Raw genomic sequence first — 17,474 nt, forward strand, 5'->3', positions numbered from 1 at the left:
TTGTTTCGCCCGCGGACCGCGCCGCGGCCCCGGGCTGGCGCAAAGCCCATCAATCGGCCTTGATGCCCGCGTCCTGGATGACCTTGGTCCATTTGGTGGTTTCAGCCGCCACGAATTCGCCAAACTGCTTGTCCGAGCCGGGCGTGACCACCGCGCCCATCTCGGCAAAGCGCTTTTTCACGTCGGGATCATTCAGCGCGGATTGCAGCGCGGCGTTGAGCTTTGCGGTGACGTCGGGCGGAAGATCCTTGGGGCCGATGAGTCCCCACCAGACGGTCGCCATCGCGCCCGGCAGGCCTTGCGACACCACGGTGGGCACGTCGGGCAGCATGCTCGCCGGCTCGTCGTCCAGCACGGCCAGCGCGCGCAGCTTGCCCGCCTTGACGTGTGAGACGACTTCCAGCGGATTGATCGACATGAAGGAGATCCGCTGCCCCAACAGATCCGTCACGGCGGGCGATCCGCCCTTGTACGGCACGTGCAGCGCCTTCATGCCGCTCTCGCGCTTGAGCAGTTCGCTGGCCAGATGGCCCGAGCTGCCATTGCCGGCCGATGCGTAGGTCAGCTTGTCCGGGTGCGCGCGGCCGTAGTCGGTCAGATCCTTCAAAGTCTTGAACGACGATTCGACGGGCACCACCACCGCCAGCGGTGCGTAACCGATCGCGCCCACCGGCGTGAAATCTCGTGCGGGGTCAAAGGTCAGCTTGGAGAACAGCGCGCCGTTGGCGGCCAGCGTGTTCGATGCGGTCAGCAGCGTGTAGCCGTCCGCCGGGGCGCGCGCCACCGCGTCCATGCCGATGTTCGTCGCCGCGCCGGGGCGGTTGTCGACGATGATGGTCTGCTTCAGCGCGTCGCCCATTTTCTGGCTAACCAGGCGGGTGACGATGTCGACGCCGCCACCCGCGGCGTAGGGCACCACGATGCGGATCGGCTTGTCGGGATAGGCGCCCTGGGCGGCAGCCGGCAGCGGCGCCAGCATGGCGGCCATCAGGGCGCTTACTGCTGCTGCGGCGGCAAAGGTGCGGCGGGACCGGGACGGCGCGTAAGCCTTCATGGTTGTCTCCTGTGTCGTTATGCGTGTTGGTATGGGCGCATGATGCGCGCTGTACACTCATACCGTCCAATACCGTTTTCCACGACGATCTATTTGCTTTCCAAATCGATATGGATTTTCGCCAACTGCGTTACTTCGTCGCCGTCGCCGAGGAACTGAGCTTCAGCCAGGCCGCGCGCCGGCTGCATGTCAGCCAGCCGCCGCTCAGCCTGCAGATCAAGGCGCTGGAAGAGGAATTGGGGTCGCCGCTCTTGACGCGCACAAGCCGCAGCGTGGAACTGACGCAGGCGGGCGCGTTGTTTCTGGATCAGGCGCGCCGCGCGCTGGCGCATCTGGAACGCGCGGGCGAGGTCGTGCGGCAGTCCGCGTTGGGAGAAACCGGCGAGATCCGCGTGGCTTTCACGGCGTCTGTGCCGATGTTCGACGCGTTCCCTCGCATCGTGCACGCCTTTCGCACGGATTTTCCGGGCGTGGGTGTGGACCTGAGCCACCAGTCCACCGGACAGCAACTGCGCGCGCTGGCGTCCAAGGACATCGACGTGGGCTTTCTGCGTCCGTCCATTCTGTTCGTGCCGCCGCCCAATATCGCGACGCTGCCGCTATGGACCGACCGGCTCATGGCCGCCCTGCCCCAATCGCATCCGCTGGCGCGCCGCAACGCGCCGTTGTCGATGACCGATCTGGCGGACGAGTCCTTCATCCTGTTCCCGCGCGGGCTTGGCTGCGGCTTGTTCGACCACGTGGGCGTGCTGGCCAGCCGCGCGGGCTTTGCCCCGCAAGTGGGCCAGGAAGCGCGCGAAGGCGCGACCATCATCGGCCTGGTGGCGGCAGGAATGGGCATCTCGATCCTGCCCGACACCTACATGAAGACGGGCATTCCCGGCGTGGCCTATCGCGAGCTGGACACGCCGGATGCACAAAGCCAGGTATTGCTGGCGTATCGTTCGGAGGATGGGTCCGCGCTGGTGCAGCGGTTCCGCGAAACCGCCCAGGCCGCGCAGTAAAGGAAGCGGCAGCGGTTTGCGGCGGCGCACGTAGAGCCGGCCTCTCGCCAGGCGTACGATAGCCGTAAGCCGTTCCCACTGAAGACTGGTACCCCAAGGCTTACCGCGTCCTTCGCCATGACCTTCCGCCTCTTCGCGCTCACCCTATTGGCCATGCTGGCCTTTGCCGGCAACTCGCTGCTTTGCCGGGTAGCGCTCAAGCAGACTGCCATTGATCCCACCACCTTCTTCGCCATCCGCATCATGTCGGGCGCGCTGATGCTGTGCTTCTTGCTGGCGCTTCGCCGGCAGACCGGGCGTGTCGAAGGCACGTGGGCGGGCGCGCTGGCGCTGGCAGGTTATGCGCTCGCCTTCTCGTATGCCTATACGCATGTACCTGCGGGCACGGGTGCGCTGCTGCTTTTCGGGGCGATTCAGATCAGCATGATTCTTTATGGCCTTGTGGCCGGGGAACGGTTGGCGGCGATGCAATGGGCAGGCACGGCGCTGGCGGTTGCCGGACTCGTCGCGTTGATGTGGCCCAGCGCCAATGCGCCACCGGTGTTCTACGGATTGCTGATGATTCTGTCCGGGGTGGCATGGAGCATCTATTCGCTGTTGGGCCGAGGCGCAAAGAACCCGGCCGCCGCGACGGCCGGAAATTTCATCCGGGCAGCGCCCGTCGCGGTGGCGCTGCTGCTTGCGCAATTGGCCGCCTCCCATGTTCGGTTCGATACCGCCGGCGCGGCCTATGCGATGGCCTCTGGCGCGGTGACCTCGGGCCTGGGCTACATCCTTTGGTACGCCGCGCTTAAGCAGTTGACCGTGACGCGCGCCGCCACCGTGCAGCTCAGCGTGCCTGTGCTGGCGGCGCTGGGCGGAACGGTGTTCCTGGACGAACCGATGACCGCGTTGCTGATCGCGGCATCGGCGCTGGTGTTGACCGGCGTGTCGCTGGTGATCTTCAACAAGCGCGCGGCGTGAACCGCCCGATCCATCGAGGGGGAGAGCCGACCGCCCGGTTATCGACAGCCGCCAGTGTGGTCTGCCCTCCACGGCTCCTGGCTACCAGCGATACCCGACATTCAGCATGCCGCCGTAGCCGCGCTGACCGCCGCTGCCAGCTTGGCCGAACAGCTCTCCGGTGACCTGCAGCGACTCCCGCACATAGTCGGACACGCCGATTCGCAGATCCGCCGCGTCGCGCATCGGCGTGGCCTGGAATGTCGAGGCGCCCACGTTGGCTTTCGCGCTGCCCGAGTTGTGCAACCAATTGGCCTCCACATAGGGCCGCACCGGAGAAGCGGCCGCGTCGTGGCCAAACGGGTACACCCGTACACCGACACGCGAGCTGATCGAACTGGCCGGTGAGTGCTTCAGCGTCATGGTGGGCAGGACAGCATCCTGGGCGTCGTAACGGGTATAGGCGAATTGCGCCTGCGGCACCACGACCATCGATCCCAATGCCGACTCCTCGGCGAAGGGTTTGAGCGCGTAGCCCGCTTCCACGGACGCGGTCCAGGTGTTCGAGCGATAGCGGGCCGAGCCCAGTTCGCTATTGATCTCGTTGGAATACCGGCCGAACTGCAACCACGAGTCTGCGTAGGCGCCCAGGCGGGTCGCATCGTTGGCATACGCGGTGGCATAAATGCCCACCGAATAGCCGGTCACCTTGCCGCGCGCATCGACGTTTATCGGCAGCCCCGTTCCCGGATGCGTGAGCGTAGACCTTGCGTGGGTTCGCGCATCGCCTGCCCCCGCCATGACGCCAGCCCTGAGAACGCCCTGCTGACCAAGGCGCGTACTCACCAGATCGGCGCCGATCTGCAGGATGGCCGTGTCCGTGTCGATATACACGGCGCCTTCAGTCAGACGCAGGTCAGTGTGCCGTGCGCCCTCGGTGCGGGCCCAGACCTGCCGGGAGATGTTGGTGGAACGTGCCTGAGTCGCCGACGTTTGTGCCGTCGCCCGGTCCGACAGGCGATGGACGAACATACGCGTGGCCACGACCTGGTTGCCGATATGAACGCCGCTCTCCGGGGAGATGTTCTGAATGTTGCCCGGCGCGGACCCGGCGGAGCCGCCACTTCCGGGCGGCGTTTCGGTGCCGCTTCCGGGCGGTGTTTCGACGCCACTGCCCGGCGGCGTTTCGGTGCCGCTTCCTGGCGGTGTTTCGGTTCCGCTTCCTGGCGGTGTTTCGGTGCCACTTCCGGGCGGCGTTTCGCTGCCGCTTCCGGGCGGTGTTTCGGTGCCGCTTCCGGGCGGTGTTTCGCTGCCACTTCCGGGCGGCGTTTCGCTGCCACTGCCCGGCGGAAGCGTCTCTCCACCACCGGGCTCCGTGGTTCCTCCCTCCTCCGGCAGATACGCGGAGGTCAGATACCAATCGGACGCGACGCCGCCCGCGCCTCCCTGCACCAGGAAATATTCGTACCCGTTCCAGCCTAGCGTGCTGGACGTGCTTCGGAAGCCGGTCGAGCCCGCGTCAAGATGGAAGGCGTCGGCGGCGATGGTGGCGCCGTTGACGGCCTGCACCAACTGAATGCCCTGGGTGGTCAGCGCGCCAGTGCCGCCGGCGTTCATGATGCGCAGGCTGGTGGAGCCCGTCACGGCGCCGCCGTCGATGATGAGCTTGTCGGTCAGCGACGTGTCGTCTCCCAGTTGCGTGTTCATGACCAAGGTGCCGCCGCCGACGTAGTCGGAGACGGTCAGCGTCTTGAAGCCGGTTTGCGCATCGGGCGCGACGAACTGGACAACGCCCGCGTTTTTCAAGGTCTTCAACGCAGAATTGCCGCGCACGTTCCACACGCTGCTGTCTTCCGTCGAAACACTGTCCACCACGCCTTGTCCCGACAGAACCGCGCCGGTCCAGACGCTGCCGTTGGCAAGGCGGACATCGACGCGACCGCTGTCTGCCAATACGTCGCCCGTCATGGCGGCGCCCAGGGCGTGCAGGGTGACACTCTCCGTTTCGACGGCGGGCGCCGCCTGGGTGTGAAGCAGCACGCCACCGGCCTCGCTGCCGCCGCTTCGGGCCAGCACCTGGGAGTGTTCAACCGTGATCTCGTGATTGGCGCCCCTAACCAGAAACCCCACGCCGTCGTGAGTCTGAAAGTCGCTCCCGTTGGAAATCAGGAGCGCATTGGCGTCTTGCTGCGCATAGCGCAAACTGTCAACAGCGTTGGCGCCTTGCCCCGCCATGATCACTTTCGTGTTGGATAGCGACATGGCATTCGCGCCAGAATCTGCGTTGCCGCGTATCTGCAAGCCGGTCGATCCGTCTGCTTGCGCATGCACCTGCGAGTTAGCGGCGTCCAGATGTGCCCCGTCCATCACCTGAAACCCCAGTCCCGCACTGCCGGACACGTCGACCGTGACGTCATCCAGCGAAACCTGAGCGCCGGGACGGTTGGCAATCACGCCGATCGAACCTGACGCTTCCGCCAGAATGGTTGTTCCGACGGCTTCTATTGTTGACGTGTGGGAACCTATCGGACTCGCATTGAGCCCGCCGAGCTGTCCGCGTAGCGTACCCCCTTGCAGATACGCCGCGCCGTTTAGGGCATGGATCGCATATCGCTTGGCATGAATGTCCAACTCCTGCGCAACCAGCCCACCGTCGCTGCGCATCGAGACGCCAGTCCAGGCAGGGGCAGCTTCGCTGCCGATGGTCACATTGGTCAGTGATGCAGTGGCACCTGCCTCGCCCGGGGTGACGTCGTCCAGGTGCACCCCGGCCCAGGCTTCCGAGTACGTCCATATCAAAGCCGAGTCGACCATGTTCACGTGGCTCCCGTACCTGGCAGTAATGGGGCCTACCGTGCTTCCTTGAACGAAGACCTTCGAAAACGTCGTCAGACTTATCTCCTGGGCGGTTGTGTCGGTCAACACGAGCATCGAGTCGCCAGCGGCCAACAGGTAGGCCGCTGGTGCGCCGAGGCCGTTCATCCCTGAAACTGTGACATTCGACAATTCGACTCTTGCGCCTGATACGGCCGATACGGCCGCGCCAACCCCCGACCCAAGGACGCTGCTCGTAAGCTCAAGATCTTTTGCCACGACGACACCTCCATCAACGGCCCGGATCGTACTTGCAGTGAAGTCCCCGACCATGCCCCCTTCCGAGCTTGACAGGCTTCCCCCATTGAGTTCGATACGGCCGAAATCCGAGGCCAGCACGGCAATATTCGTTGACGAGAGATGCGTGTTGTTGGCGATGACGAGACTATCAGCCATCGAGGCCGACACCGCCGCGCCATCCTGCGTCTGCACCGTACTGTCCGTGAGGGTGATGGCCCCGCCGCCTTGTGCATGGACGCCCCGGCTGTCTCCCTCTGCGATCACCGAGATGGCATTTCCGGTCACGCTGTTGCCCAGGTGATTGACGTTGATTGCGTCCCCCGTGGAGACGGTGACAGTGGTGCCGGGTTCCAGCACCAGCGACGTGTTGCCTTGGGCATCGTCGATGACGATTGGGCCCGTTGGCGCCGCCGACGCGGAAAGGGGAATGGCGGGAACCGCCGCGGCGAGGATTGCCGCGACGATCGGGGAAAGGGGAAAGTGCATCGCAAACTCCTGAACCGGTGCGCGGCTTCGAATTTGCGAATGACCAACCCCCGGCCAATTGCGAAAACCCAGATCCGCCGCGAAGAGAAAAAGTTCATTCTCTGGACGGCGGAAAAGCCCGGATATCGAAGGCTGTCTAGATCGCGTTCTTTTGTTTGCTAAAAACGGTCTTGTCCCAGCGAATCAGACTGACTTCCTGTGCTTCGACGACTCAAGGGACTGTCCGCTGCGCTGCTGGGGAGCCTTGGGACACCGTACATGTGAGTGTTTCGATGCGACCATTCCATCGAGAGCGGAGTCGCAACGGGGCATCGCAGCGCCCGACATTCGGAAGGGCAGACCGCCGCGCGGCCCCGCCCTCCCGCGGCTCACGACTACCAGCGATACCCAACGTTCAGCATGCCGCCGTAGCCCCGCTGGCCGCCATTTCCAGCCTGGCCAAACAGCTCGCCGCTAACCTGCCACGACTCGCGGACATTGCCTGCCACACCGATTCGCAGTTCAGCGGCGTCGCGCATGGGCGTTGCCTGGAAGGTCGATGCCCCCACGTTGGCTTTCGCGCTGCCCGAGTTGTGCAGCCAATTGGCTTCGACGTAAGGCCGCACCGGGAACGTGGCGGCGTCGTTGCCAAACGGGTATGCGCGGACACCCACGCGCGAAGTGACTGAACTGGCGGGCGAGTTTTTCAGTGTCATGCTGGGCAGCACAGCGTCCTGGGCGTCGTATCGCGTGTAGGCCAGTTGCGCTTGCGGCACCACGACCATCGCACCCAACGCGGAATCGGCGGCGAAGGGCTTGAACGCATATCCCGCTTCCACCGACGCCGTCCAGGTGTTCGAGCGATAGCGATCCGAGCCCAGTTCGCTACTGATCTCGTTGGAATAGCGGCCGAACTGCAACCACGAATCGGCATACGCGCCCAAGCGGGTGGCATCGTCGGCGTAAGCGGTGGCATAGATGCCCACCGAATATCCGGTGACCTTGCCTCGGGCATCGGCACGCATCGCCATGCCGGTTCCCGGGTGGATGAGTTGGGAAGTGGCGTTCGTGCGCGCCTCGCCCGCGCCGGCCATGACTCCTGCCTTGAGGACGCCTTGCTGTCCCAGTCGCGTGCTCACGAGGTCGGCGCCCATCTGCAGCATGGCGGTGTCGGTGTCGATGCTGACCTGACCTTCGTTAAGTTTCATGCCGGTGTGCCGCGCGCCCTCGGTACGTGCCCACACCTGCCGGGACGCGCTGGCGGGCGCAGATTGACCTGCCGACGTTTGCGCCACGGTCCGATCGGCCAGGCGATGTACGAACATCCGGGTCGCCGCGACCTGATTGCCGATATGCGCGCCGTTTTCCGGTGAGACGTTCTGCGGCTTGCCCGGCGCAGAACCGGGCGTGCCGGCGCCACTGCCGGGAGGCGTTTCGGGGCCACTACCCGGCGGAGTCTCAGTGCCGCTGCCCGGAGGCGTCTCGGTGCCGCTGCCAGGAGGCGTTTCAATGCCGCTGCCGGGAGGCGTCTCAGTGCCGCTGCCAGGTGGCGTTTCAACGCCACTTCCGGGCGGCGTCTGCCCCCCCGGGTCTGTGGCGCCGCCTTCTTCCGGCGGCGTCGTCGACGTCAGATACCAATCGGACGCCACGCCGCCCGTGCCGCCCTGAACCAGGAAATAGTCGTAGCCATTCAAACCGAGGCTGATGGTTGAGGGCCGGTAGCCAGTCGAGTTCGCGTCCAGATAAAAAGCATTGCCTGAAATCGTGGCTCCGTTGGTGGCCTGCACGAGCCGGATGCCTTGCGTGGTCAACGCGCCTGCGCCGCCGGCGTTCAAGACTTGCAGCCCGGTGGTGCCCGTGACCGCGCCGCCGTCCACGACGAGCCGGTCGGTCAGGGACGTATCGTCGCCCAGATGGGTATTCATGACCAAGGTGCCGCCGCCGATGTAGTCGGAGACGGTAAGCGTCTTGAATCCGGATTGCGCACCGGGAGACACGAACTGCACGACACCCGCGTTGGTCAGGCTCTTGACGGCTGAATCGCCGCGCACGTTCCAGACGCTGCTGGCGTCTAACTTGACGCTGTCCACCGAACCCTGCCCCGCGCGCACCGCGCCGGTCCACTCACTGCCGCTCGCCAGGCCAATGTCGACGCGGCCGCTGTCGGCGGTCAACACGTCGCCCGTCATGAGCGCGCCTGTGGCGTTCAGGGTGACGCGTTGCGTCTGGTACGGTTGCCCGGGGACGATTCCCGCGCTGGGGGTCGCCTGCGTTCTAAGCAGGATTCCGCTGGCTTCGTCGCCGCCGGCTCGGGCCACCACGGTGGCGTTCTGGACGGTGATGTCGTGGTCTCCGCCCCTGACGAGAAACCCCACCCCATCGTGGGTCTGAAGGTTGCTGCCGTCCGACAATACGAGCGAGTTGGCGCCCTGCGGCTCGTAGCGCACGCTCTGCACGCCGTTTGCGTTCTGACCGGTCATGATGACTTGCGTGTCGCTCAGCGAAACCGCCGTGTCGCCGGCGCCGATGTTTCCAAGCATCTGCACGCCGATCGAGCCTGTGGATTGCCCGTTCAACTGTGAATTGACAGCGTCGATGCGTGCCTCGTCGGTTGCCCGAAGCGCTGCGCCCGCGAAGCCGGACACGTCCACGGTAACGCCGTCCAATGTCACTTGCGTGCCGCGATGGTTGGCACTCACGCCTACCCCATTCAAGACTTCGGCCAGGATATGCGTTCCCACTGCATCGATCGTTGTTGTCGCCGTGTCATCAATCGAGTGCGCATACAGGCCGGCCCGTCTTCCGCGTAAGGTCCCGCCTTCAATCTGTACCGCCCCATTGCGGCTTCGGATCGCATACAAGTCCGCGCGAATGTCCAAGTTCTGTCCGGTCATCGCATGGTTATTCATCACCGTGACGCCCTCGTTGAACGCGACGGCTTCGCTGCCGATTGTCACGTTCGTCAAAGACGCCGAAGACGCACCGGTTTGCGTCGACTCGTTATACAAAAGAATGCCGAAGTCCACCGAATGCGGACCGGCAACCACCGTATCCGTCATGGTCAGGCTGGAACCATCGATAACGGATATCTGGCCTTCAATGGTGCTTCCTTGAACGGTGACGATGGCGTTTTGCGAGATATGCATGGATGCCGCCGTGGCATTTTCCGTGCCGCCCGCCTTGACGTGGCTGTCGGTCAGCAACAGCGTGCCGTCCTGCACCGACAGGTCCGCCCCCGTCGCCACGCCCATGTCATCCACGCTGGACACGATGACGTTGGACAGTTCGACGCGCCCGCCAAACTGGACGCGCACGCCATAGTTGTTGACGCCATTGCGATCAATGCTCTTGATCTCCAGGTCACTTGCCGTGATGACGCCCCCATCGGAGGCGCGGACGGTCCCCTGGAACCCGCCCGATCCCGACACGGTTCCGCCAAGCAGATTGATGCGGCCCGCATCGGTCGCAAGCACGGCCGTTGCCTCCGAGGAGATGAGGGAAATGCCGGCGTGGACAAAACTATCTTCCAGGGACGCGGACAATGCAGGCCCGGCTTGCGTCTGGATCGTGCTGTCCACGATCATGATCGAGCCACCGTCTTGGGCATGCGCACCTCGGGCGTCTGCCTCCGCGGTCACAGTGATGCCGTTGACGAAGACGCTGTTGCCCTGGTTATTGACGCGGATTGCGTCTCCGGTGTTGACCATGATGCTCGCGCCGGGGAACACCTCCATCGACGTGCTGCCTTCCGGATCATCAATGAGGATAGGCGCTGCCGGGGCCGCCAACACCATCAAGGGAAAGGCCGGGATCGTGGCGGCGAGAATCGCCGCGACAACCGGGGAAAGGGGGAAATGCATTGCAAGCTCCGTAACCCGTGCGCGGCCTCGGAGATGCGAAAAGCCAGATGCCAGCCAAGTGCAGCAACGCCGAACCGCCACGAAAAAAAGCGTCCATTCTCTTGACGTCGCGCAAGCTCGCACATCGAAAGACTTCTAAAGCTCGCTCCCCCTCTTGCAAAAACGCGGTAACACGCAACAATTCAGACCAGTTCCCGCAACAATGTGCAAAACCAGGGCTGTCCCTGTTTCCGGACGAAAAAAGGGCCGCTTCGAAAGCGGCCCGCAAACGTCGTCCCGCACCGGGACGGATACTCAAATTACGCGGCTCACACGCTGTCCAACGCGGACCGGTCCACGCTAGCTGCCGCGGACGCCGCGTCCTGCATCGCTTCGATGAACACGGGCGCGCACAACCCAGCCACGACCGCCGCCAGATCCGGATCGATATCGTCATAGGCATGACGCGCGGCCAGCATGTTCAGCGAGCCGATCACCCGCCCCGCGTGCCGCACCGGGATGTTGAACGCCGACTGCAGCCCGCGCTCGATCAGCATCGGCGCTTCGGAGAAAACAGTACGCACGTCGTCTTCGTTGCTGGCGACATACAGGCGCCCTTCTTCCAGTACCAGCCGGGACCACGGGCCGTTGCCGGTGGCCTTGAAGCCGCCGAGCGGACTGATGGTGTCGTCCGACGTGTGCAGACGCTTCATCAGCTTGTGGTCCTGCAAGTACAGCAGCGCCGTGAACAGCTTGTGGCCAAAGCAGTCTTGCAGCAGGTTGGAGATCACACCCCACTGCGCCTGCCGGTCGCCGGCCAGCGCCAGATCGCGGGCGTGGCCAGCCAACGCGTTGAATGCGGAGGCCTTGGTCATGCGTTGATTTCCTCGAGCACGACGCCACGCGTGTTCTTGCCGTAGAACAGGATGCCCAGGCCGCCGACCAGAAGGATCGCGGTCATCATGGCAAACACGCCGGCAAAGCCCAGGACCGGATACGCCACGCCAACGATGGTGGGCGATGCAATGGAGCCGACGCGGGCAAAGGCGGAGGCCGCGCCCATGCCGGTCGCGCGGATCGACGTGGGATAGATTTCGGCGGTGTAGGTGTATTGACCGGCGATCACACCGTTCATGCCGAAGGACAGCAGCATGCTCAGCATGATGATCTGATGCTCGCCGCTGGCCAGCGCCAGGCCCAGCGCCGACAGGCACGACAGCAGCATGTACGCCAGGATCGTGTACTTGCGGCCGATCTTGTCGTTGAAGTACGCGGCCGAGAAGTAGCCCGGGATCTGCGACAGGTAGATCAGGATCGTGTACGAGAAGCTCTTGGTGATGGTGAAGCCGCGCTCGACGAGCAGGCTGGGGATCCACACCAGGAAGGCGTAGTAGCAGAACAGCACGGTGATCCAGAACACCCACACCAGCGCGGTGGTGCCCAGGTATTGCTTGGAGAACAGCGACGCCAGCTTGGCCATGGCGGTCTGCTGGTCTGCGGGCGAGGACGCAGCCTTGCGCGTGGCGACAGGCGTGGGCAGCGGTCGGCCGGTGCTTTGCTGCACTTCGGCTTCGATGGCTTCGCAGATGCGGTTGGCCTCGGAAGTCTGGCCGGTGTGTTCAAGCCAGCGGGGCGACTCGAACAGCGACTTGCGCCACCACAGCAGGAACACGACCGGCACCGAAGCGATGATCATGATGTAGCGCCAGCCGTCGTCGCTCATCGGGACGATGAAGTAGCCCAGGAGCGCCGACATCACGAAGCCGAACGAGAAGAAGCCCGCCAGCGCGCCGGTGAAACGGCCGCGGTACTTGCTGCTGACGAACTCGGCCAGGTACGGCGCGATGATGGCGCCTTCCGCGCCCATGCCGATGCCGGCGATCATGCGCAGGATGTAGAACTCGTGATAGTTGCGCGCAAAGGCGTTGACGAACGTGGCAACGCAGAACAGCAGCAGCGCCCACATCATGATCTTCTTGCGACCGTAGCGGTCGCCCAGGATGCCGGAGAACAGCGCGCCAACCAGAAAGCCGACGTACGTGCTGCTGGCGATCCAGCCGATCTGGCCGGTGGTCAGGCCCCACTGCGTGCGCAGCGAGGGAATGATGAAGGCGATGATGCCGGCGTCCAGTGCTTCGAAGGCGAGCCCGAGGCCGCCGATCATCAGCAGCCGGAAATGAAAGCTGCTGAAGGGCAACCGCTCCAGGCGGTCGGATACGGAAAACATGATGGGGAAGTTCCGGAGATAAAAGGAAGGGGACCGTCAGCAGGCGTTCTTGTGCAGCAGGCCGCGGTTCATGATGAGCTTGATCGAATCGGGCTTGGTCAGCAGTTCGATGTCGTCCAGCGGATTGCCATCGATCAGCAGCAGATCGGCGTAGGCGCCTTCGCACACTTCGCCCAAGAGGCCTTCCTGGTTCAGGATCTCGGCGCCGATCAGCGTCGCCTGCTGGATGACCTTGGCATTGCCCAGCACGCGGCTGCGCAGCACCAGTTCATCGGACTGCATGTAATGGGTCTCGCCCAGCAGGTCGCTGCCGTAGCCCATCTTCACGCCGACTTCGTCCAGGATCTCCAGCGCGGTCAGGCCTTGCGTGCGCACGGTGGCGATCTTCTTGACCGAGTCCAGCGGCAGGCCGTAGCGCTCGCCGTCGTTGGCCAGGCCTTCGTAGGTGATCAGCGTGGGCACCATGTAGGCGCCATGTTCCTTCATGACCTCGGCGGCCTCGCGGTCGACGAGGTTGCCGTGCTCGATGGTGCGCACGCCGCAACGCACGGCGCGCGTGATGGCGCGCGGGGTGTAGGCGTGGGCCATCACGTAGGTGCTGGCGTTATTGGCCTCTTCGACGATGGCGATGAGCTCGGCCTCGGAGAAGCCCAGGTTCTGGATGGGGTCGTTGGGCGAGGCCACGCCGCCGGACGCCATGACCTTGATCTGCGTGGCGCCCTTCAGGATTTCCTCGCGCACGGCCAGGCGGCAGTTGTCCACGCCGTCGACCACGCGGCCGATGTTGCCGATCTTGACCGAGCAGGGGCACGGATCGAGTTCGTCGTTGCGCTGGCGGAAGTCGCCGTGGCCGCCGGTCTGGGACAGGGCCTTGCCCGAGCAGAAGAGACGAGGGCCGTCGATGGTGCCGTCCAGCACCGCCTGCGCCAGTGCCCAGTCCGCGCCGCCCGCGTCGCGCACGGACGTGAAGCCGCGGTCCAGCATGCCCTGCATGATGGGCAGCGCGCGCAGCAGCGCCAGCGCGTTGGGCAGGGCCGCCACGCGGCCCAGGTTGAACGACGACGCCACGACGTGCACGTGGCAGTCGATCATGCCGGGCATCAGGGTCATGCCCTTGGCGTCCACCACCTGCGCATCCGCGGCAGCCGGTTCATCGGCGCCAATGCGGGTAATCACGCCATCCTCGACCAGCACGGTCGCGGCGGCTTCAAGGGCCAAGGTTCGGGTATTGAGGATCCTGCAATTCTTGATGACAACCGGCTTCATAAATCGACCACGTAAACAGTTCAAAACGCCGGGAAATCACGGCATGCCGAACTCTACCGGTACAATTCGGGGGTCCGATACCGGGTCTCCCCCTATGCGTTCGACACAAATTTGAACAGCCTTATGAGCATTACTCATACCCCCCTATGAGACGTCGCTGCCCCACCCTTTCCGAGTTGAACGCATTCTCTGCGGCGGCTCGGCACCTGTCGTTTTCCAAGGCGGGCAAGGAACTGTTCGTCACACAAAGCGCCATCAGCCGGCATATCGCCACGCTGGAAAGCTATCTTGGGCATGCGCTGTTCATCCGGGGCACCAATGGGCTGCAGCTCACGCGCATGGGCGCCACCTATCTCAGCCTGATCCGGCCTGCCCTGCATACGCTGGAAAGCGCCACGTCGCAGGTCATGGCGACGCAGCAGTCGGCAAAATCCCTGAACGTATCGGCCGCGCCCACCTTTGCGGCGCAATGGCTTTTTCCGCGATTGAAGACGTTCCGCGAGGTCAACCCGGACATTTCCATCAATTTCGTGCGCTACAGCGTGGCGGATTACAAAAGCACCGAACTCGATTTCGATGCGTCGATCCAATATGGCTATGGCGACTGGCACGACGGCGATGCCAAATACCTGACGGGCCGTGAAACACGCCTGGTGTGTTCGCGGGAATATCTGGATCAGCACCCCATCGGCAGCCTCGAAGACATCAAGCAATGCACGCTGCTGCAGCACATCGAGATTCCGCTGTCCTGGGAATATTGGTTCTCGACCTACCTGGGCGATTATGACCGCGCACGGTTCGGCCCGGGCTTCAATCTGTTTTCGATGATTATCCAGGCCGCGTCTTCCGGCTTTGGCGTGGCGCTGATGCCGCATTGCCTGATCGAAAAGGAACTGGCCACGGGGCAACTGGTGGACATTTTCGACCGGACGTTTGAAAGCCCGCTTGGCTATTATCTTTGCGCGCCGAACTGGCGCAGCAACATGGAAAGCTACGAACGGCTGAGCCAGTGGCTGGCGCACGAGTGTTTTCATGGCGGGCACGGCGGCAACGCCGCCATGCCCACTGACGTGCGGCCCGCGCCGGGAAAGCCGGCTGCTGGACGGATGGCGCCCGCGCAGCCCGGTGAGTCCGACTGCCCGTATTGCGGGGCGGCAGCCTAATCGTCTGACGCAAACGCCCGTCCCCGCGCCTTACCCCAGCTTCGCGCATGCGCGCTTGATGCGCGCGCAGCCCTCTTCCAGCTGTTCCATCGACGCCGCGTACGAGATCCGGAAGAACGGCGACACCCCGTACGCCGCGCCTTGCAGCACCGCCAGGTTCTCCTCGTCCAGCAGGTACATGATGAAGTCCTCGTCGGTCTTCAATTGCTTGCCCGCGGGCGTCGTCCTGCCCAGCAGCCCCTCGCAAGACGGAAACACGTAGAACGCGCCTTCCGGCACATGGCAGTCGATGCCGTCGATGCGGTTCAGGCTGGCCACGATCATGTCGCGGCGCGTCTGGAAGATGCGGGTGCGTTCGGCCATGAAATCCTGCGGGCCCGACAACGCCTCCTGCGCGGCCGCCTGGCTGATCGAAGACGGGTTGGACGTGCTCTGCGACTGCAGCTTGGTCATCGCCTTGATCAGGTCGGCCGGCGCCGCCCCGTAACCGATGCGCCAGCCGGTCATCGCATAGGCCTTGGACACGCCGTTGATGGTAAGCGTGCGCGCCTTCAGGTCGGGGGCCACCTGCGCCAGCGTGGCGAACTGCCGGCCGTCGTACAGGATGTGCTCGTAGATGTCGTCAGACATCAACCAGACATGCGGATGGCGCCGCAGCACTTCGGCCAGCGCCAGCAGCTCTTCGCGAGAATAGGCCGCGCCGCTGGGGTTATTGGGACCATTCAGGATCACCCAGCGCGTGCGCGGCGTGATCGCCTTGTCCAGGTCGGCGGGCTGCAGCTTGAACCCCTGCGCGGGCGGGCAGGCCACGAAGACCGGCGTGCCGCCCGCCAGCAGCACGATGTCGGGATACGACACCCAGTACGGCGTGGGCACAATCACCTCGTCGCCCTCTTCAACGGTGGCGAGCAGCGCGTTGAAGATGATCTGCTTGCCGCCGTTGCCGACGATGATTTCGCTGGCGGCGTAGTCCAGGCCGTTGTCGCGGCGGAATTTCTCGCGGATGGCGGCCTTGAGCTCGGGCGTGCCGCCCACGTCGGTGTACTTGGTGCGCGACTGCGCCATCGCGCGCACGACCGCTTGCGTGACGTTGTCGGGCGTATCGAAGTCGGGCTCGCCGGCCGTCAGCGCGACGATATCGCGGCCGGTGGCGCGCAGTTCACGGGCCCGCTGGCCCGCCATCGAGCTGGGCGAGGGTTTGATGCGCTGGATGCGCGCGGCGGTCTGGATCATGGAAGGTCCTGGAATTGACGGGTTGCAAGCAGGTGGGGTGCGGGGGCAATCAGGCTGGCGTTACTGCCGCCACTGCCGCAGGTAATCAAGAAAGATCCGGTCCACGCGCGCCTCGTTGCCATCCGAATGGCCCGCCGAATGCGGCGTGACGAATGCGTTGGGCAGCGTCCATAGCGGCGATTCGGCATCCAGCGGTTCGTGTTCGAACACATCCAGATACGCGCCGGCCAGCGTCTTTGCGCGCAGGGCTTCGATCAGATCGGCTTCAGCGATGATCTCGCCACGCGCCACGTTGACGAGCCGGGCGTGCGGCGCCATGGCGGCGAGCACACGCGCGTCTACCAGCCCGCGTGTGCGATCGCTTAAAGGACAGGCCAACACCAGCCAGTCGGCGCGTCCGGCGATGCGTGCCAGATCCTCGAACGCATAGGTTTCGACGCCATCGGCGGGCGGCGTGGCCGCGCTGCGCACGGCGATGACGTTCAGGCCCAACATCCGCAGATATCCGGCAAGCGTCTGGCCGATTGGCCCCCATCCCACGATCACGGCGGTCTGCCCGGCCAGGTCGCGCGGCAGCAATCCGCCGATCAGTGGCGTCCACGTGCGCGCCCGCTGGGCGTCGAACAGGCGGGGAAACTCGCGGGCCAGCGACAGGATCGCGGCCAGCGCCGTCTGCGCCACCACCTGCGCATTGGCCCCGGACGACGTCGTGACGCGCACGCCGCGCGCCTTCAGTTCGCCGAAGATCGGGCGGTCGGCGCCCGCCGAATGCACGTGCACCCAGGCCAGCTTCGGCGACCGGCGCAGCGTGACGTAAAACGCCTCCAGCGGTTCCAGGACGCGATGCTTGGTCGACAGGCCCGTCACGTCGCGCGAGATGAATGCGACATCCACATCCGCCGGCTCGTTGCCGTGCGTCTGGGCCGCAATGACGGCCTCGAAGGGGCGCCCGTCCAGGGCCTGGCTGATAGCGCCGCCGATCCGGTCCCGCGTCGATGCGGACATGAGGATGCGCAAGGGTTGTGGTGTGCTCATGTGGGCAATACGCCTGCGGCGCTCATTTCAGTTCGTTCCCTGTTGCGTGCGGTGGAGACGGCGCGATGCGCCAGATCGAAGGAAATTCTAGAGCGCGGTTTTCTTCACTACAAATTGTTGGTTTTTGCCTAT

11 protein-coding genes are annotated in these 17,474 nt (G+C 64.4%); 3 read left to right on the forward strand and 8 right to left on the reverse strand.

Annotation, left to right across the window (positions count from 1 at the left end; all coding sequences use genetic code 11):
• Positions 1–49: 49 nt before the first annotated feature.
• Positions 50–1,054 carry a tripartite tricarboxylate transporter substrate binding protein gene (locus tag V6V88_RS24715; RefSeq protein WP_223573259.1) on the reverse strand — a complete coding sequence of 335 codons (1,005 nt, stop codon included), beginning with the start codon at positions 1,052–1,054 and terminating at the stop codon, positions 50–52.
• A 110-nt stretch (positions 1,055–1,164) separates the two neighbouring features.
• On the opposite strand from V6V88_RS24715, the gene V6V88_RS24720 reads away from it, so the two are divergent.
• Both V6V88_RS24720 and V6V88_RS24725 read left to right on the forward strand, forming a co-directional pair.
• Positions 1,165–2,058 carry a LysR family transcriptional regulator gene (locus tag V6V88_RS24720; RefSeq protein WP_128829353.1) on the forward strand — a complete coding sequence of 298 codons (894 nt, stop codon included), beginning with the start codon at positions 1,165–1,167 and terminating at the stop codon, positions 2,056–2,058.
• Positions 2,059–2,175: 117 nt separating this feature from the next.
• Complete coding sequence (locus V6V88_RS24725; RefSeq protein ID WP_223573261.1) at positions 2,176–3,021, forward strand: DMT family transporter; 846 nt, start codon at positions 2,176–2,178, stop codon at positions 3,019–3,021.
• Positions 3,022–3,102: 81 nt separating this feature from the next.
• Here the strand turns inward: V6V88_RS24725 and V6V88_RS24730 are convergent, their stop codons facing one another.
• From V6V88_RS24730 to V6V88_RS24750, 5 genes are all read right to left on the reverse strand, one after another.
• Positions 3,103–6,600: an autotransporter outer membrane beta-barrel domain-containing protein gene (locus tag V6V88_RS24730; protein WP_223573263.1), complete on the reverse strand. Its 3,498-nt coding sequence runs from the start codon at positions 6,598–6,600 to the stop codon at positions 3,103–3,105.
• A 374-nt stretch (positions 6,601–6,974) separates the two neighbouring features.
• Entirely contained in the window at positions 6,975–10,439 is a 3,465-nt protein-coding gene (locus tag V6V88_RS24735; protein WP_338616848.1) for an autotransporter outer membrane beta-barrel domain-containing protein, read from the reverse strand.
• Between the two features lie 308 nt (positions 10,440–10,747).
• Positions 10,748–11,293, reverse strand: coding sequence for a GAF domain-containing protein (locus tag V6V88_RS24740; protein WP_056324802.1), 546 nt, complete (start codon positions 11,291–11,293; stop codon positions 10,748–10,750).
• Positions 11,290–12,645 carry an MFS transporter gene (locus tag V6V88_RS24745; protein WP_063954825.1) on the reverse strand — a complete coding sequence of 452 codons (1,356 nt, stop codon included), beginning with the start codon at positions 12,643–12,645 and terminating at the stop codon, positions 11,290–11,292. The genes V6V88_RS24740 and V6V88_RS24745 overlap by 4 nt, the downstream gene beginning before the upstream one ends.
• Positions 12,646–12,681: 36 nt before the next feature.
• On the reverse strand, positions 12,682–13,911 hold the full coding sequence (locus V6V88_RS24750; protein WP_152382731.1) for an amidohydrolase family protein: 1,230 nt from the start codon (positions 13,909–13,911) through the stop codon (positions 12,682–12,684).
• 146 nt (positions 13,912–14,057) lie between these two features.
• Here V6V88_RS24750 and V6V88_RS24755 point away from each other — a divergent pair, with 146 nt between their 5' ends.
• Positions 14,058–15,074, forward strand: a complete 1,017-nt coding sequence (locus V6V88_RS24755) for a LysR substrate-binding domain-containing protein (RefSeq protein WP_338616852.1) — start codon at positions 14,058–14,060, stop codon at positions 15,072–15,074.
• Between the two features lie 30 nt (positions 15,075–15,104).
• Here the strand turns inward: V6V88_RS24755 and V6V88_RS24760 are convergent, their stop codons facing one another.
• Together V6V88_RS24760 and V6V88_RS24765 are read right to left on the reverse strand one after the other, a co-directional pair.
• The gene (locus tag V6V88_RS24760; RefSeq protein ID WP_338616854.1) at positions 15,105–16,307 is read right to left on the reverse strand and encodes a pyridoxal phosphate-dependent aminotransferase; all 1,203 of its coding nucleotides are present in this window, start codon (positions 16,305–16,307) and stop codon (positions 15,105–15,107) included.
• 60 nt (positions 16,308–16,367) lie between these two features.
• Positions 16,368–17,342 (reverse strand): D-2-hydroxyacid dehydrogenase, encoded by a 975-nt coding sequence (locus V6V88_RS24765; RefSeq protein ID WP_280001170.1) that lies wholly within the window; start codon positions 17,340–17,342, stop codon positions 16,368–16,370.
• Positions 17,343–17,474: the final 132 nt, after the last annotated feature.

Source organism: Achromobacter sp. E1 (genome assembly GCF_037039475.1).
In the GTDB taxonomy this organism is placed as follows: Bacteria; Pseudomonadota; Gammaproteobacteria; order Burkholderiales; family Burkholderiaceae_B; genus Achromobacter; species Achromobacter mucicolens.

What these genes read in the sequence shown, in the direction of transcription:
- V6V88_RS24720 (WP_128829353.1), top strand. Translation starts at nt 1,165, where the DNA reads ATGGATTTTCGCCAACTGCGTTACTTCGTCGCCGTCGCCGAGGAACTG.
- V6V88_RS24765 (WP_280001170.1), bottom strand. Translation starts at nt 17,342, where the DNA reads ATGAGCACACCACAACCCTTGCGCATCCTCATGTCCGCATCGACGCGG.
- V6V88_RS24715 (WP_223573259.1), bottom strand. Translation starts at nt 1,054, where the DNA reads ATGAAGGCTTACGCGCCGTCCCGGTCCCGCCGCACCTTTGCCGCCGCA.
- V6V88_RS24730 (WP_223573263.1), bottom strand. Translation starts at nt 6,600, where the DNA reads ATGCACTTTCCCCTTTCCCCGATCGTCGCGGCAATCCTCGCCGCGGCG.
- V6V88_RS24725 (WP_223573261.1), top strand. Translation starts at nt 2,176, where the DNA reads ATGACCTTCCGCCTCTTCGCGCTCACCCTATTGGCCATGCTGGCCTTT.
- V6V88_RS24755 (WP_338616852.1), top strand. Translation starts at nt 14,058, where the DNA reads ATGAGACGTCGCTGCCCCACCCTTTCCGAGTTGAACGCATTCTCTGCG.
- V6V88_RS24750 (WP_152382731.1), bottom strand. Translation starts at nt 13,911, where the DNA reads ATGAAGCCGGTTGTCATCAAGAATTGCAGGATCCTCAATACCCGAACC.
- V6V88_RS24735 (WP_338616848.1), bottom strand. Translation starts at nt 10,439, where the DNA reads ATGCATTTCCCCCTTTCCCCGGTTGTCGCGGCGATTCTCGCCGCCACG.
- V6V88_RS24760 (WP_338616854.1), bottom strand. Translation starts at nt 16,307, where the DNA reads ATGATCCAGACCGCCGCGCGCATCCAGCGCATCAAACCCTCGCCCAGC.
- V6V88_RS24740 (WP_056324802.1), bottom strand. Translation starts at nt 11,293, where the DNA reads ATGACCAAGGCCTCCGCATTCAACGCGTTGGCTGGCCACGCCCGCGAT.
- V6V88_RS24745 (WP_063954825.1), bottom strand. Translation starts at nt 12,645, where the DNA reads ATGTTTTCCGTATCCGACCGCCTGGAGCGGTTGCCCTTCAGCAGCTTT.